Below are 23,784 nucleotides of genomic sequence, written 5' to 3'. Positions count from 1 at the left end.
TTGCCCCTGATTCAGATTGTATCAGCGACAGGAGCCCCACGCCGGACCCACGCGACCCGCCTAGCCGCCAATGATGGAGCCGCGGCGGCCTTCGCGTACGCGCTCTTCGATCATCTTCTCCACCAGCAGCCGACCGCCACCGGACCCGCCCTCGGGACCCATGTCGATGATCCAGTCGGAGGTCTTGATCACGTCCAGGTTGTGCTCGATCACGATCACCGAGTTGCCGGCGTCCACCAGCCGGCCGAGCACCCCGAGCAGCTTGCGGATGTCCTCGAAGTGCAGGCCGGTGGTCGGCTCGTCCAGCACATAGAGGGTGCGGCCGGTGGACCGCTTCTGCAGCTCGGCGGCCAGCTTCACCCGCTGCGCCTCGCCACCGGACAGCGTCGGCGCCGGCTGGCCGAGACGTACATAACCCAGGCCGACGTCGTTCAGGGTGCGCAGGTGCCGGGCGATCGCCGGGATCGCGGCGAAGAAGTCCGCCGCCTCCTCGATCGGCATGTCCAGCACCTCGGCGATCGTCTTCCCCTTGTAGTGCACCTCGAGGGTCTCCCGGTTGTACCGGGCGCCCTTGCACACCTCGCAGGGCACGTAGACGTCGGGCAGGAAGTTCATCTCGATCTTGATCGTGCCGTCGCCGGTGCACGCCTCGCAGCGCCCACCCTTGACGTTGAACGAGAACCGGCCCGGCTGATAACCGCGCACCTTCGACTCCGGCGCCTGCGCGAACAGCTTGCGCATGTGGTCGAACACGCCGGTGTAGGTGGCCGGGTTGGACCGCGGCGTACGTCCGATCGGGGACTGGTCGACGTGGATGATCTTGTCGATGTGCTCGGCCCCGCTGATCGAGCGGTGCCGGCCGGGAACCTCGCGAGCGTTGTAGATCCGCTTGGCCAGGGCCGTGTAGAGGATCTGGTTGACCAGGGTCGACTTGCCCGATCCGGACACCCCGGTCACCGACACCAGCTGGCCCAGCGGGAACGACACGGTGACGTCGTCCAGGTTGTTCTCGCTGGCCTCGTGCACCGTGATGGCCAGCCCCTTGCCGGGGCGGCGCTGGGTCGGCATTGGGATGCTGCGGCGTCCGGACAGGTACGCCCCGGTGAGACTTTCCTTGCTGGACAGCAACTCCTCGACCGGGCCGGACACAACAACGTGACCGCCGTGCTCCCCCGCCCCGGGGCCGATGTCGACGGCCCAGTCGGCGGTGCGGATGGTGTCCTCGTCGTGCTCGACCACGATCAGGGTGTTGCCGAGGTCACGCAGCCGGACCAGGGTCTCGATCAGCCGGTGGTTGTCGCGCTGGTGCAAACCGATGCTCGGCTCGTCGAGCACATAGAGCACGCCGACCAGGCCGGCGCCGATCTGGGTGGCCAGCCGGATCCGCTGCGCCTCGCCGCCGGACAGCGAACCCGCCGGCCGGGACAGGGTCAGGTAGTCCAGCCCCACGTCGAGCAGGAACCTGAGCCGCTCGTTGATCTCCTTCAGCACCCGCTCGGCGATCTGCCGCTCGCGCTCGTTGAGTTCCAGACCGTCGAGGAAGGCGGACGCCTCGGCGATGGACAGGTCGGCGACCTCGGCGATGCTGCGGCCGCCGACGGTGACGGCGAGTGAGCTCGGCTTGAGCCGGGCCCCATGGCAGGCGGTGCACGGCACCTCGCGCATGTAGCCGGCGAACCGGTCCCGGGAGGTGTCGGTCTCGGCCTCGGCGTGCCGGCGCTTGATGTAGGGCACCACGCCTTCGTATTTCGCCGAATAGGACCGCTCGCGGCCGTAGCGGTTGCGGTATTTCACCAGCAGCGGGTCGCCGACCCCGTGCAGCACGATCCGGCGGGCGTCGGCGCTCAGCTCGCGCCACGGGGTGTCGGTGCTGAACCCCTCGGCCCGGGCGAGTGAGCGCAGCAGTTTGCCGAAGTAGTCGGCGACGTGGGCGCTGGCCCAGGGCGCGATCGCCCCCTCGTCGATCGTCTTGTCGTCGTCGGGGACGACCAGTTCGGGGTCGACCTCCATCCGGGTGCCGAGCCCGGAGCACTGCGGGCAGGCGCCCCAGGGGGCGTTGAACGAGAACTGGCGCGGCTCGAGCTCCTCGATGGCGATGTCGTGCTCGTTGGGGCAGGCCATCTTCTCCGAGTAGCGCTTCTCGCGCTCGGGGTCCTTGGCGTCCAGGTCGACGAAGTCGATCGCAACCACGCCGTTGGCCAGCCGCAGCGCGGTCTCCACCGAGTCGGTGAGGCGCTGCTTGGCGCTGGACTTGACCGCGATCCGGTCGACCACCACGTCGATGTTGTGCTTCTGCTGCTTGTTCAGCGTCGGCGGGTTGGTCAGCTGGTGCACGGTGCCGTCGACCCGGGCGCGGGCGAACCCGTCGGTGGCGAGCTGGCGGAACAGGTCGACGTATTCGCCCTTGCGGCCGCGGACCACCGGGGCGAGCACCTGGAAGCGGGTGCCCTCGGGCAGGCTCATCAGCCGGTCGACGATCTGCTGCGGGGACTGCCGCGAGATCGGCTCCCCGCACTCGGGGCAGTGCGGGCGGCCCGCGCGGGCGTACAACAGCCGCAGATAGTCGTAGACCTCGGTGATCGTGCCGACCGTCGAGCGCGGGTTCCGCGAGGTCGACTTCTGGTCGATGGACACCGCGGGGGAGAGCCCCTCGATGAAGTCGACGTCGGGTTTGTCGGCCTGGTCGAGGAACTGCCGGGCGTACGCCGAGAGCGACTCGACGTAGCGGCGTTGGCCCTCGGCGAAGATCGTGTCGAACGCCAGGCTGGACTTGCCGGAGCCGGACAGGCCGGTGAACACGATCAGCGAGTCACGCGGCAGATCCAGCGACACGTTGCGCAGGTTGTGCTCGCGGGCACCCCGAACGATCAGCCTCTCCATCACAAACAGCGAGCCTACGGCGCCCCACTGACAATTCGAGAATCAGTTCACCGAGAGCGAGCAGACGACTCATCCCTGCACAGGAACCGGGGCGTGGCGCCGCTCGGAGCGGGGCCGGCGCGTTTACGCTACCTGCGTCCGGTGCGCCCGCCGCCGGGCCTTCCCACCCCGCGGGCTGGAGGTCGACGTGCGGATCCGGGCCCTGACCGCCGGTGCCATCCTCGCCGCCATCGCCGCGACCGGCGTGCTGTCCGGGTGCTCCGGCTCTGCCGACAACACCCCGTTGAAGGGCAGTCGCGCCAACCAGCTGGTCCGCCAGATCGCCGACGCGGCCGATTCCAAGCAGGTGGTGGGGGTACGCCTCAGCAGCTTCGAGGCGCAGGTGCAGGTGGCCCGCGGGCAGCAGGTGGAGACGTGGACGCTGCGCGAGGGGGCGAAGGAGCCGGTGCGCGCGGGCGTCGGCCCGCTCGAACCGGCGGCGCGACCGATTCCGGCGAACAAGGTGGACGTGAGCGGCCCGGCCCGCGCGCTGACCGACTCGGACATCAACGAGGGCTGTTCGCCGCGCGGGGTACGCCTGGATATCGACCTGCAGCTCGGGCGGCCGTTGACCCACCTGGTCTGCCTGGACAACTCCCGCCACATCTGGCTGGGCGCCGATCTGCGCCCGCTGACCGATGTGGACCTGCGCTCCGCCGAGGGGATCGGCACGGCGCTGTCGGACCTGCGCGCGGTCACCGCGGGGGGTCCGATCGGGCACCTGGCGCTGCGCTATGACGAGAACACCCGGTTGGACTGGGAGCGACCCGGCACCTGTGGCGATCTTGTGCACTGCCCCGCCACCCTGGTCTCGCGGATCGCGTTGTTCACTTCGGCGGTACCGGTGATGGCGCGGCAGACGCCGGCGCGGTTGAACTATGCGGTGCCGATGGACCCGGCGACCCTGGACCCGGTGCAGCTGCACGCCAGCATCAAGCAGGTGATGACCGACCGGCGGTACAACTGGTGGCGCCAGTTCACGGTGACCATCTACCAGGTGCAGGAGAACACCCCGGTCATGGAGTTCAAGGTGGGCACAGAGGTGTTCTACACCGATCTGACCGGCAAACCGCTGCCGACCGGTCGCCCCTGAGCCCCCGCCCCTGAACGACGGGTCGTAGGCTCGGGGTATGACTGTCAACCATGTCGAACCCGGTGGTGCGCCGCTCGAGCTGCCCTTGTCGGACACCGTCACGCTGACCAAGTTCTCGGTCGGCCCGATGGACAACAACATCTATCTGCTCACCGATCGCGCCGGCACGCTGCTGGTGGACGCCGCCACCGACCCCGACCGGATCGAAGAGGTGCTGGACGGGCGGTCGGTCGACACGATCGTGACCACCCACCGGCACCCCGACCACATCGGGGCGCTGGCCGAGCTGGCCGAGCGCAGCGGGGCTCGGTTGATCTGCGGCCGGCCCGACGCCGACGCGATCCGGGAGAAGACCGGGGTCACCAACGAGACGGTGTGGACCGGCGACACGTTGGCGCTGCCCGGCGGTGAGGAGCTCGCGGTGATCGGACTGGTCGGCCACACCCCCGGCGCGATCACCCTCGCGTACACCCCGCCGAACGGCGGCCCGGTGCACCTGCTCACCGGCGACTCGCTGTTCCCCGGCGGCCCCGGCAAGACCAACTCCCCCGAGGACTTCGAGTCGCTGCTCGGTGATCTCGAGCAGCGCGTCTTCGGGGCGTACGCCGACGACGCGGCCGTGCACCCCGGTCACGGCGACTGCACCACCCTCGGCACCGAACGCCCCCACCTCCCCGACTGGCGCGCCCGCGGCTACTGATGCCCACGCCCCCTCCCCGCTCACGCAAGGGGTGGCGGGGTCAGCCCTGCTTGCTGCTGGGGCGGCCGATGTCGAACAGGTTGCCCTCCGGGTCGCGGAGGGTGACCCACTCGACGCCATATTCGTCGAAGTCGGCGACCCGCTCGGCGCCCAGCTCGACCGCCCGGTCGACGGCCGTGGGCAGGTCGAGGTCGAACAGGTCGAGGTGCACCGGGTTCTTGGCGGCCTCCCGCTCCCCATGGACGCCGAGGAACAGCATCCCCGGCCCGTCGGCGGACCCGTTGTGGCCGCCGATCGAGGCGAAATAGGGGCTGGCGCCCTCGTCGATCGGGCGGTCCAGCAGCGCGGACCAGAACTGGGACTGGGCGGCGACGTCGCGGCAGTCGAAGGCGATGGCGGACAGTCTGGGCATGGTTCCTCCTTGGACGATTCGGTCAGGCAGGGGGCAACGGTTCGATCGGCCAGCAGACCTCCGAGCGCCACCGGTGCGGCTCGGGGGTCTCGCTGGGCCCGATCAGGTAGTGCTCGCGGACGTCGGCGCCGGCGCGCGGGGTGTACGCCCGGTGCACGGCGGCGCCGAGGGCGGCGTAGGTGAGCGAGAAGTGGTCATAGCTGCCGTCGTGCATCGCGACGGCGTACGCCCCAGCGGGCAGCACCGCGCTCGCCCGCTCGGCCGCCACCGGCACGAAGGCGAGCACCGGTCCGCGGTCCTGCTCGAAGAACGCGGCGCCATAGCAGGCGCCCGGCGGCCCCGCGCCCAGGCCGCCGGCTGCGGCGTACAACTGCGGGAAGGTACGCCCGAACCAGGCCGGGCACTCGGCGTGCGACAGTTCGGCCGACGCCGTCACCACGGGCAGCTCGGGGATCAACCGCACCGCGACCGCCACCGGCGGCGGCTCACGCAACAGGTCGGCCGCCTCGTCCAGCCGCGCCCGCGCCTGGTCCAGTTCCTCCCGCACGCGTGTCAGCGCCGCCAGCACCAGCTCTTCGCGGCCCTGGCCCGACCGGAGGATCTCACCCACCTGCTCCAGCGGGATTTCCGAGTCACGCAGCCGACGGACCAGCACTGCGTCATTCACCTGGTCCGGCTGGTACCACCGATAGCCGCTCGCCGGATCGGTCCAGTCGGCGACCAGCACCCCGGTGTCGTGGTAATGCCTCAGCCGCTTGACGGTCAGGCCGCTGGCCCGCGCCAGATCACCGATGCTCATCCGCTGCATGGGATCAGCGTGGCACCTCCCACGATGGGAGAGTCAACCAGTCAGCGCAGGTCGTCGGCGTTGTGCAGGTCCTGCAGGTGCCGCTGGGTGTCCTCGTCGTGCTTGGACTTGATCAGGCTGGCGATGGTGGTGATGGCCAGCGTCGCGATGATCACCAGCAAGGACACCCAGATCGGGATCTCGCCGTTGAACCCGAGCCGCTCGTCGAGGTGGTATTCGTGCATCGCGTGCAGCACCAGCTTCACGCCGATGAACGCCAGCACCACCGACAGCCCGAGCGACAGATAGACCAGCTTCTTCAGCAGCCCGCCGATCAGGAAGTACAGCTGACGCAACCCCATCAGCGCGAACACGTTGGCGGTGAACACCAGATAGGGCTCCTCGGTCAGCCCATAGATCGCCGGGATCGAGTCGAGTGCGAACAGCAGGTCGGTGGACCCCAGCGCCACGATCACGAACAGCATCGGGGTGATCAGCCGCTTGCCGTCGACCCGCTTGGTCAACCGGGTGCCGTGGAAGTCCTCGGTGGCCGGGAACGTCTTCTTCACCAGCCGCATCAGCAGGTTCTCATCAGCGTCGGCGTCGTCGTCACCCTGCCGATACTCGATCACCAGCTTGATCGCGGTGTAGATGAGGAAGGCGCCGAACAGGAAGAACACCCAGCTGAACCGGTCGATCGCGGCCGCGCCGACGGCGATGAACGCGCCGCGGAAGAGGAGCGCCAGCACGATGCCGACGATCAGCGCGAACTGCTGCAGGTGCCGCGGCACCTTCATCTTCGCCATGATGATGATGAACACGAACAGGTTGTCCACCGACAGGCTGTACTCGGTCAGCCAGCCGGCGAAGAACTCCCCGGCGTACCGAGGACCGGCCAGTCCCCACACCCCGAAACCGAAGATGATCGCCAGCAGCACATAGATGCTGATGAAGATCCCGCACTCCTTCATCGACGGTTCGTGCGGGCGCCGGCCGATGATGAGCACGTCGATGGCCAGCACCGTGATCATCACCGCAACGGTGATGATCCAGGCATAGGAGTGGACTTCCATGGGCAGGGGCCTCTCGTTTCGGGTACAGCACGGTTCCCGAAGGTCTCTTCCACCGGCCCAGCCTCGGACCGGTCGACGGCACCGGGGCGTGCAGCACGCACCGTGATGACGATGCCGTCGTTCGGGAATACTCCCCTTCCGGCGTTCAGTATGACAGCTGGCCGCGTCGCAGCGGAAACACCGCTCCCTATCTGGTCGCCTCCACCATCTGCCGCAGTTCCTTCTTCAGCTCGGAGATCTCGTCGCGCAGCCGGGCCGCGACCTCGAACTGCAGCTCGCCGGCGGCGGTGTGCATCTGGTCGGTGAGCTCGGTGACCAGCCCGGCCAGCTCGGCGGCCGGCAGGTTCTTCACATCCCGTTCCGACTGCGGCTCGCCCTCACGCGGGGTCGGCGTACGCCCGCGGTTCTTGTTGTTCAGCCGGGAGTCGGCCATCAGCTCGGCGGTGTCGGCATCCTCGCGGGCCAGCATGTCGGTGATGTCGGCGATCTTCTTGCGCAGCGGCTTCGGGTCGATCCCGTGCTCGGTGTTGTACGCCACCTGGATCTCGCGGCGCCGGTTGGTCTCCTCGATCGCGTTCGCCATCGACGGGGTGATCTTGTCGGCGTACATGTGCACCTGCCCGGCGACGTTCCGGGCCGCGCGGCCGATGGTCTGGATCAGCGACCGGTCCGAGCGCAGAAACCCCTCCTTGTCGGCGTCCAGGATCGCCACCAGCGACACCTCGGGCAGGTCGAGCCCCTCGCGGAGCAGGTTGATCCCGACCAGCACGTCGTATTCCCCCAGCCGCAGCTCGCGGAGCAGCTCGACCCGCTTCAACGTGTCGACCTCGGAGTGCAGATAGCGGGTGCGTACGCCGTGCTCGAGCAGATAATCGGTCAGGTCCTCGGCCATCTTCTTGGTCAGCGTGGTCACCAGCACCCGCTCGTTGCGCTCGGTCCGCTGCCGGATCTCCCCCATCAGGTCGTCGATCTGGCCCTGGGTGGGCTTGACGATCACCTCGGGGTCGACCAACCCGGTCGGCCGGATGATCTGCTGCACGAACCCGTCGCTGCGCGCCAGCTCGTACGCCCCAGGGGTTGCCGACAGATAGACAGACTGCCCGATCCGCTCGGTGAACTCCTCGAACCGCAACGGCCGGTTGTCGGTGGCGCTGGGCAGCCGGAACCCGTGCTCGACCAGCGTCCGCTTGCGCGACATGTCCCCCTCATACATCCCGCCGATCTGCGGCACCGACACGTGCGACTCGTCGAGCACCAGCACGAAGTCCTCGGGGAAATAGTCGAGCAGACAGTTCGGCGGGCTGCCCGGTGCCCGCCCGTCGATGTGCCGGGAATAGTTCTCGATCCCCGAGCAGCTCCCGATCTGGCGCATCATCTCCAGGTCATAGGTGGTGCGCATCCGCAGCCGCTGCGCCTCGAGCAGCTTGTTCTGCCCCTCCAGCTCGGCCAGCCGGTGCTCCAGCTCCAGCTCGATCCCCTTGATCGCCCGCTCCAGCCGGTCGGGCCCAGCGGCATAGTGGCTGGCCGGGAAGATGTACATCTCGTCGTCCTCGCTGACCACCTCCCCGGTCAACGGCTGCAGGGTGGACAGCGCCTCGATCTCGTCGCCGAAGAACTCGACCCGCCAGGCCAGCTCCTCGTACATCGGGAACACCTCCAGGGTGTCACCGCGCACCCGGAACGTGCCGCGTGCCCCGGACAGGTCGTTGCGGGCGTACTGGATGTCGACCAGCCGGCGCAGCAGCGAATCCCGGTCGACCTCCTCACCGACCCGCAGCTTGATCATCTGGTTGACCCACTCGGTCGGCGTACCCAGGCCGTAGATCGCCGACACCGTCGCCACCACGATCACATCGCGGCGGGTGAGCAGCGAATAGGTGGCCCGGTGTCGCAACCGCTCCACCTCCTCGTTGAGCGAGGAGTCCTTCTCGATGTAGGTGTCGGTCTGCGGGACGTAGGCCTCGGGTTGGTAGTAGTCGTAGTAGGAGACGAAGTATTCGACCGCGTTGTCGGGGAAGAAGTGGCGCAGCTCGTTGGCGAACTGGGCGGCCAGCGTCTTGTTCGGCTGCATCACCAGCATCGGCCGCTGCAGCCGCTCCGCCAGCCAGGCCACCGTCGCGGTCTTGCCGGTGCCGGTCGCACCGAGCAGCACCACGTCCTGCTCGCCGGCCTCGAGCCGTCGTTGCAGCTCCTCGATCGCGGCCGGCTGGTCGCCGGCCGGCTCGAAGTCGGCGTGCACCTTGAACGGCGCCAACCGGCGCTGCACATCTTCCACGGGTCGCATGCTCTGAAGCGTACGCGGCCCCACTGACACCCGGACGCGACCGTGCCCCGCCGCCCGGCAGGGACGACGGGGCACGCGGTCGGTGCCGGCGGATCAGGCCACCAGCGACTCCACCAGCGACCTCATCATCGAGCTCGCGTCGTTGGTCAGCTGCTTGTCCTCGAAGTCGGAGGTCTTGCCCAGCAGGGTCGCCGCGAAGCCGATGCTGTCGGACTTGCGGGCGCCCATGATGGTGGTCGCCCCCAGGGTGAGTGAGCCCGAACCGTCCGCCATGGAGAACTGCGCCGACTGCTTGGCGCCGTTCAGGTCCGGGTGCAGGTCGACCGTCTCCACCTGCCCCTTCTTCACGTTCGTGCCCGACTGGGTGAGCGCGTTCGTGACCTCCTGGATGTCGGACTTGACGTCACTTGTGCGGCCGGTGATGACTACGAACACCCGGCCCTTGGAGTCCTTCAGCTGGAGCCCACTGCTCGTCTTCTTGAGCACCGTCCAGCCGGGCGGAAGGGTCAACCGGATCCCGTTGCCGACATCCTCGCCCGTTCCGGGTTGGGGAGACGGCTTCTGGGTGGTCGGCGAGGGGCTCGGTCGCGGCGAGCTCGACGTCGTGGGACTCGGGGACGGACTGCTCGAGGTCGTCGGCGAGGTCGTCGGCGGCGGGGTGGGCGTGATGTCGGGCCCGTTACCGCCCTTCGGTCCGCCGAGCAGCATGAACAGCAGACCGATCACCCCCACCACCGCGACCGCGGCGACGACGATGCCGATGATCAGCCCGTTCGACTTCTTCTTCGGCTGGGGCGGGGGTACGCCCGGACCGCCGTAGCCGCCCTGACCGTAGCCCTGTTGCCCCCCGTAGCCGGGCGGCGGTCCGGAGGGGCCGGCGCCATAACCCTGGGGCTGGCCCTGCGGCTGCTGCTGGCCCCAGCCGCCAGATGCTCCCTGACCGGGCTGGCCCTGCGGCGGCTGCTGCTGGCCCCAGCCCCCGCCCGGTTGTCCACCGGGGCCCGGTTGTCCACCTGGGCCCGGTTGTCCACCTGGGCCCGGTTGTCCACCGGGGCCCGGTTGTCCACCGGGGCCCGACTGTCCCCAGCCCTGACCCTGGCCCTGTCCGCCGGGGTTGTTCCAGTCGCTCATCGGCCCTCCTCCTCGTCATGGAAGGCGTCACGGGCACGCTCCGGTGAGTCCTGCTGTTCGCGGGACGCCGCGTCGGCCGCGCCGCTCGAGCTGGCCTCCGCAGGCGCCCCGTGGCCGGCCGCCACGGCGGTCCGGTCACGGTGGGCCTTGGCCCGGGTGCGGACCGCGGTCCCGCAGGCCGTGCAGAAGGCCGACCCGCTGATCAGCGGCATCTCGCAGCGGGGGCAGAAGTCGAGGTCACCCTGCGCCCCGACGCCCTGCTGCTCCCCGATGCCCTCGCGGGCGGTGGCCTCCAGAGCGGCCTCCATCAGCCCGTGGTGCAGCACGTTGCGGACCCGGATGATCAGCACCGCCAGGATCAGCAGCGCCCAGATGACCTGCAGCATCACCCGCAGGGTGGGGTTGGGCACGAAACCGAGCAGATAGACGCCGCCGGAATAGGCGATGTTGGCCCCGATCGCCTCCAGCAGCCCGCGGACGTACCGCCCGCTGAACCCGTCGTACCCCTCACCCAGGCCGGAGAACTCGGCGCAGGCGATACCGGTCGCGGTGCCGATCACCAGCGGCTTGACGAACCCTTCCAGGAAGATAAGCGAAGCCCAGGTGCCCGGATCGGTCACCCCGACGAAACCTCCGGTGAGGCTCGACCAGTGCCGGACCAGGGTGTCCGCGGTGGCGTACGCCACACCGGAGATGATGCCGAAGGTGAGTCCGTCCATCAGGTCGTCGAACTCTGGCCGGCTGGCCAGGATGACCGGGCCGATCTGGCGGATGATCTCGCCGAGCACGGGGATCAGCAGCGCCGCCACCAGGAACCCGGTCACGGTGGGGCCGCCCGTGGCCGACGCACCGCCGAGGCCGCCGCCGAGCTGCGGCATGGTCGGGCTCAGCCAGCCCAGCGCGCGGAGCCCGATCAGCAGCCCGGCCCCGAGCAGGCCGGTCAGCACGAACGCCAGGGCGGTCACCGGCACCGGCTCGTCCTCCCACAGGTTCACGTCATAGAGATAGACGATATAGACGATCGGGATCGAGAAGGCCGCGATCAGCACCGCGATCGGCAGGGCGCCGAAGATCGCGGCCACCAGTGCGGCGGTCAGCGCGATGGTCAGCGCCAGCCGGTAGGTCTGCGGGCGCTCACCGGCACCCCGCGGCATGATCGTCGAGACCAGGGCGAACGACGCCACCGGTTCATCGGGCTTGACGGCGAAAGACTTCCGGCGGGCCAGATCCGGGGTACGCATGTCCTGCCCGCAGTGGTGGCAGAAGTGTGCGACCTCGGGCAGTTGGGCCCGGCAGCGTGGGCACTCCACGGCCACCTCCTGGTCGATGGGGACTTCCCCGAGCTTGTACGCGGGCCGGGATCGGCCCGGCACTAGCGTCGCCCATCGACGGCCCAACTGAGTAGTTTATAAGGCCGCTGCCGGCATCAAGATTTGGTAACTGCCCGCCGCTGGCACAGTTCCGCCCACACCCGATCGGCTTCCGCGAGCAGTTCCTGCCGGTCCCCGGAGTTGTCGATCACCAGGTCGGCGACGGCCAGCCGTTCGCTGCGCGCCGCCTGTGCGGCGATCCGCCCCCGGACCTGTTCCTCGCTCGCCGCATCGCGTCGCATCGCCCGCTCCAGCTGCAGGTCCTCGGGCAGGTCGACCACGACGATCGCGTCGAACCCCTCGGGGGTACGCCCACCCTCGACCAGCAGCGGGATCACGTGCACGACCACCGCCTCCGGATCGGCCGCGGCCTCCAGCTCCGCACTGCGCTCGCGGATCAGCGGGTGCAGGATCCCCTCCAGCTCACGGCGAGCGCCCGGATCGGTGAACACGACCTCGGCCAGCGCCCGGCGATCCAGCGCACCACCTGCTGCGCGCACGCCCTCCCCGAACCGTTCGACCACTGCGGCCAGGCCGGGCGTACCCGGCTCCACCACGTCGCGGGCGAGCACGTCGGCGTCGACCAGCACCGCCCCCAGCTCGGCCCATCGTTCGGCCACCGTCGATTTTCCTGATGCGATTCCACCGGTCAGCGCCACCCGCAGCATGAGCCGCAGTGTAACCACAAACGCGACGGCCCCGTTCCCGGTCGGGAACGGGGCCGTCGCGTCTGTTCAACCGGTGCCGGGCCGACGAGGGCCCGGGCCGTCAACCGATCAGCTGCCGCCGGTCAGCTTGTCGCGCAGGGCCTGCAGCGCCTCGTCGGAGGCCAGCGAACCCTCGCTCGAGGTGGACACCTCGGCCTCGCCACGGTCGACCGAACCACCGGAGCTGTAGGAGGTGCCGGCGTCGACAGCAGCGTTCTGGTCGGCCTGCTCGGCCTCCTCGACCTGCTTCTTGTGCGCCTCCCAGCGGGCGTGGGCCTCGGCGTACTGCTGCTCCCAGGCCATCCGCTGCTCGTCGTAGCCTTCCTTCCACTCCTGGGTCTCCGGATCGAAGCCCTCGGGGTAGAGGTAGTTGCCCTGGTCGTCATAGGACGCGGTCATGCCATAGAGGGTCGGGTCGAAGTCGTCAGCGGCGACGTCGACACCCTCGTTGGCCTGCTTCAGCGACAACGAGATCCGGCGACGCTCGAGGTCGATGTCGATGATCTTGACCATCACGTCGTCGTTCACCGTGACGACCTGCTCGGGGATCTCGACGTGACGCTCGGCCAGTTCGGAGACGTGCACCAGGCCCTCGATGCCCTCCTCGACCCGCACGAACGCGCCGAACGGAACCAGCTTGGTGACCTTGCCCGGCACGATCTGCCCGATCTGGTGCAGTCGGGCGAAGGCCTGCCACGGATCCTCCTGGGTGGCCTTCAGCGACAGCGAGACGCGCTCGCGGTCCATCTCCACCGAGAGCACCTCGACGGTGACCTCCTGGCCGACCTCGACGACCTCGGACGGGTGGTCGATGTGCTTCCAGGACAGCTCGGAGACGTGCACCAGGCCGTCGACGCCGCCCAGGTCCACGAACGCACCGAAGTTGACGATCGAGGAGACGACGCCCTTGCGGATCTGGCCCTTCTGCAGCTGGGTGAGGAAGTTGTGCCGCACCTCGGACTGGGTCTGCTCCAACCACGCCCGGCGGGACAGCACCACGTTGTTGCGGTTCTTGTCCAGCTCGATGATCTTGGCCTCGAGCTCCTGGCCCACATAGGGCTGCAGGTCGCGTACCCGTCGCATCTCCACCAGCGACGCGGGCAGGAAGCCGCGCAGACCGATGTCGATGATCAGACCACCCTTGACGACCTCGATGACCTTGCCGGTCACCACGCCGTCCTCGTCCTTGATCTTCTCGATGGTGCCCCAGGCGCGCTCATACTGGGCGCGCTTCTTGGACAGGATCAGGCGACCTTCCTTGTCCTCCTTCTGCTGGACGAGGGCCTCGATCTCGTCGCCGACCTCGACGACGTCGAACGGGTCCACATCATGCTTGATGGAGAGTTCCTTGGAAGGGATGACACCTTCGGTCTTGTAACCGATGTCGAGCAGAACCTCGTCACGGTCGACCTTGACGACGGTTCCGGTGACGATGTCGCCGTCGTTGAAATACTTGATGGTCTTGTCGATTGCCTCGAGAAAGGCTTCGGGCGAACCGAGATCGTCGACAGCGACCTGCGGGGTGGCCTCGAGGGAGGACGTCATGTAGTAGGGCTCCGATGGATGGATGTGTGATTGGACAGCGCCCAGACCCGGGTGCGCACCCCTGCTCCGTCCGAGGAGCACGCAGGCCGAAGCGCCCCTCCACCTTATCGACCGAGGCAATGCAGGGTCAATCCGCGGCCCTCGCCACCCCGTGACCGACCGCTCGTGGCTGGATTATGCACCATGCCAACCACCCCGTCCCCGGACCGCGGCGGGGTGTCGGCGCCAACGGTTCACCGAGACCTCACCTGCCAACCGGTGCACATGACCCGCTCCGCGCCCTACCCTCGTGCCATGACCAACCCCCTAATCGGTGCATTAGACGACGTCACCGATCTGCTCCCCCAGGCGAACCGGGTCCCCCAGAATCCACCGATCGTCGGCCGCACCACCGGGAGCGGTCACTGCGACCGCAACTGGGTGGAGGTGACGGTCACCAACGGCCGGATGACCGACTGCCGGGTCCGGGAGGACGCCTTCGGGCTGGACCCCGAACAGCTCGGCGAACTGATCCAGCAGGCGACCAACCGCGCCCTGGCCGAGCACGAGGCGGCCCTCGTCGCGACGTTGCAACAGCAGCAGCACACCGACCTGGCCCAGTTGGGTCACCAGCTCGCGCAGATCAGCCGAGAGGCCGAGCGCGGCATGAACGAATACCTGGAGGGCATGCGTACGCTGCTCGCCGACACCCGCAGGGAGGCCGACAAGTGAGCGAGAACATCACCCGGGCGGACATCGACGCCTACAAGCGCGGGTCCAAGGAGGTCACCGACACCGGGCAGCAGCTGAGCCAGCAGGTGCAGCGCTTCCTGGGCGAGGTGAACGACCCCAGCGTGCTGGGCACCCGTGACACGATCGGCAAGTACGGCAACCCGATGTACCGGGTCGCGATCGGCTGGGTCGGGCGCTGCCTGAACGAGCTGGCCGGGGCCTACGACGATCACGGACAGGCGCTGAACCGCAGTGCCACCGGCTATGAGCAGAACGAGCAGTTGAACGGCTCCCAGGCCACCCAGCGCGGCCACCTGAACCAGCGCGAGGTGGCTGGCGGCAACGCCGTCAACACCGGCTGGACCAGCCCCGAGCTGAACGGCGGCAGCGGCGTACCCGGTCGCCCCGACCTGGAGAACTGGCCGAAGCGCGAGGCCACCCCGACCAACCAGTTGCCGGACTGGCCGGGAGGCCGCCGCCCGGGCGCGGACTGGCCCGACGGCGTCGACCCCTCCGACGTCGGACGCGACCGCACCAGCCTTGACCCGAACGGCCTCGACGCGAGCCGAGACGCGAGCCGAGACGCGAGCCGGCTGGCCGGCGACGACGCCAGCGGCATCGGCCCGGACGGGGTCGGCTCCGGCGGGCGCGATTCGCACCTCGATCCGGGCCTGGTCGGCGCCGGCGACGGCACCAGCGCCGCCGGTCTCGCCCCCGGTGACCTCTCCTCCCCCGGCCTGGACGCCGATGGTCGGGGCGGGCTCGGTGGGCACGGTGTCGCCGGCGCCGGTGGGCGCTCCGGGATGCTGAATCCAAACCTGGGCGGGGCCAGCCCGTTCGGCGGCCGCCCCGGCGGCGGCGTGATGGGGGCCGAGGGTGGCCCCGGGATGATGCCGCCGCCCGCGGCCGGCGGCAAGCGCGAGGATCGGCGCGGGCAGTCCGGCAACGGCCCGCACGACCAGCACCTGGCCACCGACGATGACGACGAGACCGTGTGGGACTCCCTCTCGGCCGAGCGCCTGCAGTCCTCCCACCACACCAACGAACCGACCCGAGGGACGAACCGATGAGTCTGATGCTGCCCGGTGCGCTGGTCACCTATCTGAACCAGCTCGGCATCAAGTGGCCCGAAGGGGACGAGCAGAAGACCTTCGACTACGGCAAGAAGTGGCTGGAGATGGGCGGCACGGTCAAGGACGCCGGCCACCGCGGACAGGCGGCCGGCGATCAGCTGGACCGGTCCAACCAGGGTGACGCCGCGAGCGCCTTCAAGAAGAGCTACGGCGCCGAGAAGGGGCCGGTGAAGAACTCCGGCAAGCTGGCCACCGGCCTGAAGCTGGGTGGCGGGGTGCTCTATGTGGCGGCCGGAGCCATCCTGGTGCTGAAGATCTATGCGATCGTGCAGCTCGTGCAGCTGATGATCAAGACCCTGCAGGCAATCGCCGCGGCACCATCCACCTTCGGCGCCTCGCTGAAGCTGATCCCGGTCTTCCAGTCGCTGGCCAAGACCGCTATCAACGGGGCCATCGACAAGGTGATCGGCGAACTCGCCGGCGGCAAGGGAGGGGCCTCGAACGACAGCCAGAACCCCACCTACGGCGTCTTCGGCGACACCATGGGCGATCAGGTCCGGATGACGGATCGGCTGCAGCAGCCGAGCGCCACCACCGCCTGAACCGGGCGTACGCCTCGCCCTGAAGCAGGCGTACGCCACGGACGGCCGACGATGCCGGAGCCTTCCGGATTCCCTCCGCATCGTCGGCCGCTCTGGACCGATGACCTACTGGCTTGGCGGCATGAGCAACCCCTGGCGGATGCCCTGTCCGAGTCGTCCGACCTGCTCTCCACCGCGGCTGAGCCCCGGAGAACCCACCCCGGTTCGTCCCCGCCACCGGCGAGGGACGCAGCGATCGCGGCTGGGTCTCGGTGACGGTGCGCAACGGCCGGTTGGCCTCGGCCGAGCTCCGCGAGGAGGCCCTCGGCCTGGAGCCCGAGGACATCGCGAAGCTGTTCCCCACGGCCACCAACCGGGCGAGGGACGCGCACGACCAGCAGGTGATCGCCGCCCTTCAGAACCAGCAGGACACTGACCTCACCGCCCTGCAGGCCCACCTGGCCGAGTTGAGCCGCCGCGCCGAGCGCGGCATGGACGAATACCTGGCCAGCATGAAGCAACTTCTCAGCGAGGCGCGCAGAAGGATGCAACAGTGACCGAGAACATCTCCGCACACGTCGACAGCTATCGCTCCGGTGCCCAGAAGCTCGGCCAGACCGGGCAGTCCCTGAGCCAGGAGACCCAGCAGTTCCTGAGTGAGGTGAAGGATCCGAGCGTGCTCGGCACCTCCGACACCATCGGCCGCTTCGGCAACCCGATGTAGTCGGTCGCGGTCGGCTGGGTCGGTCGCTGCCTGACCGAGCTCTCCGGCGCCCATGACGACCACGCGACCGCCCTGCAGGGCAGCGCCACCAACTGCGCCGGCAACGAGCAGGTCAACATCGACCAGGTCCGTTCCAACTCGCCGCACCTGCGCGGCAGCGGTACGCCCGGCAGCGACTTCGACCCCACCGCCCAAGGCGTACGCCCGGGCGCGGGCTCCGCGGCCGATGCAGGTCTACCTCGGCAACAACCAGGTGCTGGAGGCCCAGCAGTCGGGCACCAACATCAAGATCTCCCCGCAGCAGGGTGGCGAATACCGGCGCTTCGCCCCCTGATCGTCGGCTGAGCCTGTCGAAGCCACGTCGGCTGAGCCTGTCGAAGCCACGTCGGCTGAGCCTGTCGAAGCCTCAGATCGCCTCGACGCCCATCATCTCGGTGCCCAGCCACCGGTTCGGGATGCCGAACCCCTCGACCAGGGTGCGGGCGTGCGGACGCAGCTCGGCACACAGGTCGTTGACCGCGCCGATCAGCGCCTTGGACCGCTCCGGGGTGAGCCGGTCGTGCTCGAGATACCAGGCCCGGTGCCGCTCCAGCACGCTCAGGGCGTACAGGTCGCAGACCCGCTCCAGCAGGATCCGCGTGTCCGCGTCCTGGCACGCCTCGATCCCGGCCACGAACGCCTCCAGCACGTTGCGCTCCACGTGCGCCTTCGCGGCCTCGACCAGGTGATCCTGGGCCGCGTTGGCCACCGCGAACGCATCGGCACCCGGCGCGGTGGCGCGGCGCAGCCGCCGGGCCAGCCCCTCCAGCAGGTGGGTCTCCCGATCGGCGAACAGGTGCAGCTGCTCGGCCCGCTCGGTGTAGGGCAGCCGATCGCTCCAGACATCTTTGAACCGCTGCACCAGCCCGCGGATCGAGGTCTGCTCCACCACCGCCTCGGCGACCATCCGGGAGCCGAACCGCACCACGTCGAGGGTGTCCATCGCCCCGAAGGAACGCTGCAGGCTGGTCACCAGCGACTTCGCCACCAGCTGCAGCAGCACCGTGTTGTCGCCCTCGAAGGTGGCGAACACATCGGTATCGGCGCGCAGCGTGACCAGCCGGTTCGCGGTCAGATAGCCCGCTCCCCCGCACGCCTCGCGGCAGGTCTGGATGGTGTCGTTGGCAAAGGCGGTGGCGTACGCCTTGATCCCGGCCGCCATCGTCTCCACCGCACGCTGATCGGCCTCGGAAACCTCGCCGTCGGCGGTCTGCACCTGCACGTCGTGCATCCGCGACACCAGGTCGTTCTGTGCGAACATCAGCGCGTACGCCGTCGCGATCCGCGGCAGCAGCGCCCGCTGGTGGGTGCGATAGTCGAGCAGGGTGATCTCGGTGTCGCTGCCCGGGGCCTGGAACTGGGTGCGCTGCTCGGCATATTTGGTGGCGATCTCCAGCGCCGAGCGGGTGGCCGAGCCGGCCGAGCCCGCGACGCTGATCCGGCCCCGGACCAGGGTGCCGAGCATCGTGAAGAACCGCCGCCCGCGCGATTCGATCGGCGAGTGATAGCGGCCCTGGTCGTCGATGTCGCCATAGCGGCCGAGCAGGTTGGTGCGCGGCACCCGCACCCGGTCGAACAGGATGCGCCCGTTGTCCACGCCGGACAGTCCGCCCTTGCCGCCGCAGTCGGAGATGGTCACCCCCGGCATCGGGTTGCCCTGTTCGTCGCGGATCGGGACCAGCACGCAGTGCACCCCCTCGGACTCACCGGCCACCACCAGCTGGGCGAACACCGCCGCCATCCGGGCGCTCCGGGCCGCGCCGCCGATGTAGTCCTTGCGCGCCGACGGGGTCGGCGAGTGGATCACCAGCTCGTCGGTGTCGGGGGCGAAGGTCGCAGTGGTCTCCAGCGACTGCACATCGGAGCCGTGTCCGGTCTCGGTCATCGCGAAACAACCGGGCAGCGTGGCGTCGATGATCGCGGCCCCCAGGTGGTGGTGCCGTCCGGTGCCCAGGTTGGCGACGGCGCCACCGAACAGGCCCCAGTGCACACCGGCCTTGACGGTCAGCGACAGGTCACCGTGGCCGAGCATCTCGAAGCCGGTCACCGCCGCGCCGTAGTCGCCGGTTCCGCCCATCTGGACGGGAAATCCGAGCGCCGGTACGCCGGTTCCGGCGACCCAGCGCATCGCCTCGTCGGTCCAGTCCCGGTACGCCTCCGGCCCCAGCTCGGTGCGCGGAGGCGCGGGCGCCTGGTCGCCCAGCTCGCGGAACCGGTCACGCATCTCGGCCCAGCGGCCGCCGGTGGCCGCCAGCAGGCCGGCCACCAGTTGCGGGTTGGCGGTGTGCTCGCCGCTCATCAGGTCTCCTCGGTGTGCGGGTCCAGGTGTGCGGAAAGGCCGTCGGCGGCGAAGTCGGTGAGCTGGGCGACCAGCTCGGTGCGCGGGATCGGGTCGGCAGCGGTCAGCCAGCGGTCGGCCGACGCCTGCAGCGCACCGACCAGCGCGACCGCCCAGACCCGGGCCCGCTCTGGCCCCAGCTGGGGCTGCAGATAGTCGGCGAGCACCTGGGCGGCGCGGTCGGTGATGCCGCGCAGCTGGCGATCGGCGATGCTGCCCTCAAGGGCGGGCGGTCGGACCACGAAGCGGTACACCTGCGGGTCGGCCTCGGTCAGCGACAGGTACGCCTCCACGGCGGCCGCGAGCACCTGGCGTACGGTGCCCGGCCCGGACAGGGCCTTGTCGAGCCGGCGCGCGATCCGGTTGTCGACGCGCTCGGCAACGGCCCGATAAAGACCACCCCGATCGCTGAAATGCCGGTACAGCACGGGTTTGGAGGTCTGCGCCCGGGCCGCGATCTCGTCCATCCCGACACCGGGCCCGTGCTCGCGGATGGCCGCCAGGGCGGCCTCGACCAGCTCCGCCCGGCGCGCCAGATTGTGCTCGGCCCAGCGCCGCGCACGACCGTCAACCACGGTCTGGGCGGCCGCGCGCCGGGCGCCATCGTCGGGTCCTGCCATGTCCCGAAAATATCAGGTACTCGGGGTTTCGACTACCACCAGTATCGGATACATTGGCCTTGTTCGTAGCGTCTCCGACTCCACAGGAGTGTCCATGACCGCCATCCGTCGCGCCGCAATCCTCGGCGGCAACCGCACCCCCTTCGCCCGCGCCAACGGGGCGTACGCCAAAGCCAGCAACCAGGATCTGCTCACCGCCGCCCTCGACGGGCTGGTCGCCCGCCACGGCCTGGCCGGGGAGCGCCTCGGCGAGGTCGCCGCCGGCGCGGTGATGAAGCACAGCCGCGACTTCAACCTGACCCGTGAGTCGGTGCTCGGCACGGCGCTGGATCCGCACACCCCCGCAGTGGACCTGCAGCAGGCCTGCGCCACCGGCCTGCAGGCGACCAACTACATCGCCAACAAGATCAAGCTCGGCCAGATCGACGTCGGCATCGCGGGCGGCAGCGACACCGCCTCGGACGCCCCGATCGCCGTCAGCGAAGGGATGCGCGCGATCCTGCTCGAGCTGAACCGGGCCAAGACCCCCGCCCAGCGGTTCAAGGCGCTGACCCGCTTCCGGCCGGACTTCCTCGCCCCCGCGATCCCCCAGGCCGCCGAGGCGCGCACCGGGCTGAGCATGGGTGAGCACATGGCGACCACCACCCGCGAGTGGGACGTCAGCCGCACCGAGCAGGACGAGCTGGCCGCCGCCAGCCACCAGAATCTGGCCCAGGCCTGGGATTCCGGCTTCTTCGACGATCTGGTCACCCCCTATCTGGGGCTGAACCGCGACAACAACAACCGGCCCGACTCCACCGTGGAGAAGCTGGCCAAACTGAAGACCGTCTTCGGCAAGGACCTCGGCGACGAGGCGACGATGACCGCCGGCAACTCCACCCCGCTCACCGACGGCGCCTCCGCGGTACTGCTGGCCAGCGAGGAGTGGGCCGAGCAGCACCGGCTCCGCCCGCTGGCCTGGTTCGTGGACGCCGAGACCGCCGCGGTCGACTTCGTCGGCGGGGCCGAGGGTCTGCTGATGGCCCCGGCGTACGCCACCGCCCGACTGCTGGAGCGCAACGGGCTTTCCCTTCAGGACTTCGACTTCTATGAGATCCACGAGGCATTCGCCGCAACCCCGCTGGCCACGATGAAGGCGTGGGAGTCGGCGGAGTTCTGCCGCGACCGGCTCGGCCTGGACGCCCCGCTCGGCTCGATCGACCGCGACCGGCTCAACGTGCACGGCTCCTCGGTGGCCGCCGGTCACCCGTTCGCCGCGACCGGCGGTCGGATCGTGGCCAGCCTGGCGAAGCTGCTGCACCAGAGGGGATCGGGCCGCGGCCTGGTCTCCGTCTGCGCCGCCGGCGGCCAGGGCGTCGTGGCCATCATCGAGGCCTGAGGAGGCAACCAATGAGCGACGACTACGCACAGTTCGCCCACAGCCCGATCGGCAAGCTGCTGGTCAAGCAGCTCGGCCTGCCCAACCCGGTTTCCCTGCGTCGCTGGAAATCCGACGCCCCCCTGTGTGACTCCCCAGTGCTGGTCGCGGGGGTCTCCCCCGCCGGACAGGCGTACGCCGAAGGCGGTTACGCCACCGCGGTGACGGCGATGCTGGCCGCGCACGGGATCACAGTCGAGGCCCCCGGGGAGGCGGGCGAGGACGCCCCGCGCCTGGGCGGCCTCGTGCTCGACCTGGCCGCGCTGCGCGACCCCGGCTCGCTGGAGGCGTTCCGCGCGATCGCCGCCCCCGCGGTGAAACGGCTCGCCCGCAACGCCCGGGTGGTGCTGATCGGCACCGACCCGGACCTGCTGGTCGACCCGGTCGAGGTGGCCACCCAGCGTGCCCTGGACGGGATCACCCGTTCGATCGCCAAGGAGCTGCGCGCCGGCGCCACCGCCAACCTGGTGTTCGCCCCGAGCCCGCTCGGTGTCGACGAGCCGAACCTGCCGGCCGTCGCGCACACCGTGGAGTTCCTGCTCTCCGGGCACTCGGCGTTCGTCGACGGCCAGCCGATCCGGATCGACGAGAACCCGCCGCTGCCCAACCCCAGCGCCGAGAAACCTTTGCAGGGCAAGGTTGCCGTGGTCACCGGCGCCGCCCGCGGGATCGGTGCGGCGATCGTCGAGGTGCTCGCCCGCGACGGCGCAACCGTCGTCGGGGTGGACGTGCCGGCGGCCGGCGACGTGCTGGCCAAGGTGGTCAACGCCGCCAAGGGCAGCGCGCTGACCGTCGACGTGACCGCCCCCGACGCCGGACAGAAGATCCTGGAGCACTGCCGCAGCCGGCACGGCGGGTTGGACATCGTCGTGCACAACGCCGGGATCACCCGCGACAAGCTGTTCGTGAACACCGACGCCGACCGGTGGGGTGCGGTGATCGCGGTCAACCTGCAGTCGATCCTCACCATGAGCCAGACCCTGCTCGGCCCCGACGGTCTGGGTGAGGGCGGTCGGGTGATCTGCCTGTCCTCCCAGTCCGGGTTCGCCGGAAACCGAGGCCAGACGAACTATGCGGCCACCAAGGCGGCGATCATCGGCCTGGTGGACGCGCTGGCCGACGAGGTCGCCGAACGCGGTATCACCGTGAACGCGGTGGCGCCGGGGTTGATCGAGACCGAGATGACCGCGAAGATGCCGTTCGCCACCCGCGAGGTCGCCCGTCGGATCAACTCGCTGCAGCAGGGCGGGTTGCCGGTCGATGTGGCCGAGGTGATCTCCTTCCTCGCCCAGCCGGCCAGCCAGTCCATCACCGGGCAGACCATCCGGGTGTGCGGACAGCACATGGTGGGGGCATGAGCCCGGCCACCGAGCCCGAGCTGATCGTCCGCAGACCCAACCTGGGCAGGGAACTGCTGCGGAGTGCGCTCACCGCGCCCGGCCGTCCGGGCGGCAGCGGCTCGCTGCCCACTCGGGTGCTGCGGCTGCCCGCGGCACGCGTGGACACCAGCAACCTGTACGCCTACCAGCGGCTCTGCGGATCTGCCGTCAACGACCGGCTGCCGCACCCCTACCCGCACCTGCTCGGATTCCCGTTGCAGGCGCAACTGATGGCGGACAGGGATTTCCCGCTGCCGCTGCCCGGGCTGGTGCACGTGCGGAACTCCTCGGTGCTGCACCGGCCGCTGACCGCCGCTGACCGGCCCGACCTGACGGTGTGGGCGGAAAACCTCGCCTCACACGCGAAGGGCAGCACCGTCGACCTGCGCGCCCGCGCCGAGCTGGCCGGGGAAACGGTCTGGGAGTCCACCAGCACCTATCTGCACCGGGGCCCCTCGACAGGCGCGGGGAACGGAGAGGGCGGTTCGGGTGAGGCGGAACCGCAGGCTCCAGGCGTACCCGATCGGCCCGTCTCGGCGAGGTGGCGGCTGCCCGCCGACCTGGGGCGGCAATACGCGGCCATCAGCGGTGACGTGAACCCGATCCACCTGCACCCGTGGACGGCCCGCGCGATGGGGTTCCCGCGCGCCATCGCGCACGGCATGTGGACCTTCGCGCGTACCCTGGCGGCAATCGGCCCGCGCACCACCGATCCCGGCACCGCCCAGGTGTGGTTCCGCAAACCGGTCCTGCTGCCCAGCACCGTGGGACTGGTTCGCCTCGATGAGAGCAGCCGCAGCACGGCCGCCCTGGTCGGCCCCGGCACTCCGGCTGAACGCCGGACCCACCTGCTGCTCAGCTGGGAGCCCGAACTACCCTGA

Annotated in this window: 21 protein-coding genes; 10 read left to right on the top strand and 11 right to left on the bottom strand. The window is 69.6% G+C overall.

Annotated elements, in window-relative coordinates; translation table 11 throughout:
* Nucleotides 1-60 precede the first annotated feature (60 nt).
* Nucleotides 61-2,880, bottom strand: coding sequence for an excinuclease ABC subunit UvrA (gene uvrA, locus CGZ93_RS03225; protein WP_094362709.1), 2,820 nt, complete (start codon nt 2,878-2,880; stop codon nt 61-63).
* 187 nt (nt 2,881-3,067) lie between these two features.
* On the opposite strand from uvrA, the gene CGZ93_RS03220 reads away from it, so the two are divergent.
* Complete coding sequence (locus CGZ93_RS03220; RefSeq protein ID WP_094362708.1) at nt 3,068-4,012, top strand: hypothetical protein; 945 nt, start codon at nt 3,068-3,070, stop codon at nt 4,010-4,012.
* A 37-nt stretch (nt 4,013-4,049) separates the two neighbouring features.
* Complete coding sequence (locus CGZ93_RS03215) at nt 4,050-4,712, top strand: MBL fold metallo-hydrolase (RefSeq protein ID WP_094362707.1); 663 nt, start codon at nt 4,050-4,052, stop codon at nt 4,710-4,712.
* A gap of 40 nt (nt 4,713-4,752) precedes the next feature.
* Here the strand turns inward: CGZ93_RS03215 and CGZ93_RS03210 are convergent, their stop codons facing one another.
* The 8 genes from CGZ93_RS03210 to rpsA all read right to left on the bottom strand — a co-directional run bounded on the left by CGZ93_RS03210 (nt 4,753) and on the right by rpsA (nt 14,021).
* The gene (locus CGZ93_RS03210; RefSeq protein WP_094362706.1) at nt 4,753-5,124 is read right to left on the bottom strand and encodes a VOC family protein; all 372 of its coding nucleotides are present in this window, start codon (nt 5,122-5,124) and stop codon (nt 4,753-4,755) included.
* Nucleotides 5,125-5,146: 22 nt separating this feature from the next.
* Nucleotides 5,147-5,923 carry a MerR family transcriptional regulator gene (locus CGZ93_RS03205; RefSeq protein WP_176451610.1) on the bottom strand — a complete coding sequence of 259 codons (777 nt, stop codon included), beginning with the start codon at nt 5,921-5,923 and terminating at the stop codon, nt 5,147-5,149.
* 50 nt (nt 5,924-5,973) lie between these two features.
* Nucleotides 5,974-6,984, bottom strand: coding sequence for a TerC family protein (locus tag CGZ93_RS03200; RefSeq protein WP_094362704.1), 1,011 nt, complete (start codon nt 6,982-6,984; stop codon nt 5,974-5,976).
* Between the two features lie 187 nt (nt 6,985-7,171).
* On the bottom strand, nt 7,172-9,268 hold the full coding sequence (gene uvrB / locus CGZ93_RS03195) for an excinuclease ABC subunit UvrB (protein WP_094362703.1): 2,097 nt from the start codon (nt 9,266-9,268) through the stop codon (nt 7,172-7,174).
* A gap of 93 nt (nt 9,269-9,361) precedes the next feature.
* The gene (locus CGZ93_RS18730; RefSeq protein ID WP_176451609.1) at nt 9,362-10,399 is read right to left on the bottom strand and encodes a hypothetical protein; all 1,038 of its coding nucleotides are present in this window, start codon (nt 10,397-10,399) and stop codon (nt 9,362-9,364) included.
* Complete coding sequence (locus CGZ93_RS03180) at nt 10,396-11,709, bottom strand: zinc ribbon domain-containing protein (RefSeq protein WP_176451608.1); 1,314 nt, start codon at nt 11,707-11,709, stop codon at nt 10,396-10,398. Before CGZ93_RS03180 ends, CGZ93_RS18730 begins: the two co-directional genes overlap by 4 nt.
* A gap of 116 nt (nt 11,710-11,825) precedes the next feature.
* Nucleotides 11,826-12,437 (bottom strand): dephospho-CoA kinase, encoded by a 612-nt coding sequence (gene coaE / locus CGZ93_RS03175; RefSeq protein WP_094362700.1) that lies wholly within the window; start codon nt 12,435-12,437, stop codon nt 11,826-11,828.
* 108 nt (nt 12,438-12,545) lie between these two features.
* Nucleotides 12,546-14,021 carry a 30S ribosomal protein S1 gene (gene rpsA, locus CGZ93_RS03170; RefSeq protein ID WP_094362699.1) on the bottom strand — a complete coding sequence of 492 codons (1,476 nt, stop codon included), beginning with the start codon at nt 14,019-14,021 and terminating at the stop codon, nt 12,546-12,548.
* A gap of 294 nt (nt 14,022-14,315) precedes the next feature.
* Between rpsA and CGZ93_RS03165 the strand changes: the two genes are divergently transcribed.
* From CGZ93_RS03165 to CGZ93_RS18220, 5 genes are all read left to right on the top strand, one after another.
* The gene (locus CGZ93_RS03165; RefSeq protein WP_094362698.1) at nt 14,316-14,732 is read left to right on the top strand and encodes a YbaB/EbfC family nucleoid-associated protein; all 417 of its coding nucleotides are present in this window, start codon (nt 14,316-14,318) and stop codon (nt 14,730-14,732) included.
* Nucleotides 14,729-15,802, top strand: a complete 1,074-nt coding sequence (locus tag CGZ93_RS03160; protein ID WP_094362697.1) for a hypothetical protein — start codon at nt 14,729-14,731, stop codon at nt 15,800-15,802. Before CGZ93_RS03165 ends, CGZ93_RS03160 begins: the two co-directional genes overlap by 4 nt.
* Nucleotides 15,799-16,407 (top strand): WXG100-like domain-containing protein, encoded by a 609-nt coding sequence (locus CGZ93_RS03155; RefSeq protein ID WP_141211057.1) that lies wholly within the window; start codon nt 15,799-15,801, stop codon nt 16,405-16,407. Before CGZ93_RS03160 ends, CGZ93_RS03155 begins: the two co-directional genes overlap by 4 nt.
* A gap of 251 nt (nt 16,408-16,658) precedes the next feature.
* Complete coding sequence (locus CGZ93_RS03150) at nt 16,659-16,943, top strand: hypothetical protein (protein WP_094362695.1); 285 nt, start codon at nt 16,659-16,661, stop codon at nt 16,941-16,943.
* Nucleotides 16,940-17,110, top strand: coding sequence for a hypothetical protein (locus CGZ93_RS18220; protein ID WP_176451607.1), 171 nt, complete (start codon nt 16,940-16,942; stop codon nt 17,108-17,110). The genes CGZ93_RS03150 and CGZ93_RS18220 overlap by 4 nt, the downstream gene beginning before the upstream one ends.
* A 406-nt stretch (nt 17,111-17,516) precedes the next feature.
* Here the strand turns inward: CGZ93_RS18220 and CGZ93_RS03145 are convergent, their stop codons facing one another.
* Together CGZ93_RS03145 and CGZ93_RS03140 are read right to left on the bottom strand one after the other, a co-directional pair.
* Complete coding sequence (locus CGZ93_RS03145) at nt 17,517-19,448, bottom strand: acyl-CoA dehydrogenase family protein (RefSeq protein ID WP_229117169.1); 1,932 nt, start codon at nt 19,446-19,448, stop codon at nt 17,517-17,519.
* Nucleotides 19,448-20,107, bottom strand: coding sequence for a TetR family transcriptional regulator (locus CGZ93_RS03140; protein ID WP_229117168.1), 660 nt, complete (start codon nt 20,105-20,107; stop codon nt 19,448-19,450). Before CGZ93_RS03140 ends, CGZ93_RS03145 begins: the two co-directional genes overlap by 1 nt.
* Before the next feature lie 94 nt (nt 20,108-20,201).
* On the opposite strand from CGZ93_RS03140, the gene CGZ93_RS03135 reads away from it, so the two are divergent.
* From CGZ93_RS03135 to CGZ93_RS03125, 3 genes are read left to right on the top strand one after another with little or no spacing between them, the layout of a single operon-like run.
* The gene (locus tag CGZ93_RS03135; RefSeq protein ID WP_229117167.1) at nt 20,202-21,485 is read left to right on the top strand and encodes an acetyl-CoA C-acetyltransferase; all 1,284 of its coding nucleotides are present in this window, start codon (nt 20,202-20,204) and stop codon (nt 21,483-21,485) included.
* An 11-nt stretch (nt 21,486-21,496) separates the two neighbouring features.
* Nucleotides 21,497-22,882 (top strand): 3-oxoacyl-ACP reductase, encoded by a 1,386-nt coding sequence (locus tag CGZ93_RS03130; protein ID WP_094362694.1) that lies wholly within the window; start codon nt 21,497-21,499, stop codon nt 22,880-22,882.
* Nucleotides 22,879-23,784 carry a MaoC family dehydratase gene (locus tag CGZ93_RS03125; RefSeq protein ID WP_094362693.1) on the top strand — a complete coding sequence of 302 codons (906 nt, stop codon included), beginning with the start codon at nt 22,879-22,881 and terminating at the stop codon, nt 23,782-23,784. Before CGZ93_RS03130 ends, CGZ93_RS03125 begins: the two co-directional genes overlap by 4 nt.

It is taken from the genome of Enemella dayhoffiae (assembly GCF_002250625.1).
Classification (GTDB): Bacteria; Actinomycetota; Actinomycetes; order Propionibacteriales; family Propionibacteriaceae; genus Enemella; species Enemella dayhoffiae.
This window is presented reverse-complemented; position numbering and strand designations above follow the sequence as displayed.

Bases quoted from the DNA above. Each gene is read 5' to 3' on its own strand.
- CGZ93_RS18730 (WP_176451609.1), bottom strand. From the start codon at position 10,399: ATGAGCGACTGGAACAACCCCGGCGGACAGGGCCAGGGTCAGGGCTGG.
- CGZ93_RS03130 (WP_094362694.1), top strand. From the start codon at position 21,497: ATGAGCGACGACTACGCACAGTTCGCCCACAGCCCGATCGGCAAGCTG.
- CGZ93_RS03165 (WP_094362698.1), top strand. From the start codon at position 14,316: ATGACCAACCCCCTAATCGGTGCATTAGACGACGTCACCGATCTGCTC.
- coaE (WP_094362700.1), bottom strand. From the start codon at position 12,437: ATGCTGCGGGTGGCGCTGACCGGTGGAATCGCATCAGGAAAATCGACG.
- CGZ93_RS03135 (WP_229117167.1), top strand. From the start codon at position 20,202: ATGACCGCCATCCGTCGCGCCGCAATCCTCGGCGGCAACCGCACCCCC.
- CGZ93_RS03210 (WP_094362706.1), bottom strand. From the start codon at position 5,124: ATGCCCAGACTGTCCGCCATCGCCTTCGACTGCCGCGACGTCGCCGCC.
- CGZ93_RS03205 (WP_176451610.1), bottom strand. From the start codon at position 5,923: ATGAGCATCGGTGATCTGGCGCGGGCCAGCGGCCTGACCGTCAAGCGG.
- uvrB (WP_094362703.1), bottom strand. From the start codon at position 9,268: ATGCGACCCGTGGAAGATGTGCAGCGCCGGTTGGCGCCGTTCAAGGTG.
- CGZ93_RS03200 (WP_094362704.1), bottom strand. From the start codon at position 6,984: ATGGAAGTCCACTCCTATGCCTGGATCATCACCGTTGCGGTGATGATC.
- uvrA (WP_094362709.1), bottom strand. From the start codon at position 2,880: ATGGAGAGGCTGATCGTTCGGGGTGCCCGCGAGCACAACCTGCGCAAC.
- rpsA (WP_094362699.1), bottom strand. From the start codon at position 14,021: ATGACGTCCTCCCTCGAGGCCACCCCGCAGGTCGCTGTCGACGATCTC.
- CGZ93_RS03125 (WP_094362693.1), top strand. From the start codon at position 22,879: ATGAGCCCGGCCACCGAGCCCGAGCTGATCGTCCGCAGACCCAACCTG.
- CGZ93_RS03140 (WP_229117168.1), bottom strand. From the start codon at position 20,107: ATGGCAGGACCCGACGATGGCGCCCGGCGCGCGGCCGCCCAGACCGTG.
- CGZ93_RS03145 (WP_229117169.1), bottom strand. From the start codon at position 19,448: ATGAGCGGCGAGCACACCGCCAACCCGCAACTGGTGGCCGGCCTGCTG.
- CGZ93_RS03215 (WP_094362707.1), top strand. From the start codon at position 4,050: ATGACTGTCAACCATGTCGAACCCGGTGGTGCGCCGCTCGAGCTGCCC.
- CGZ93_RS03155 (WP_141211057.1), top strand. From the start codon at position 15,799: ATGAGTCTGATGCTGCCCGGTGCGCTGGTCACCTATCTGAACCAGCTC.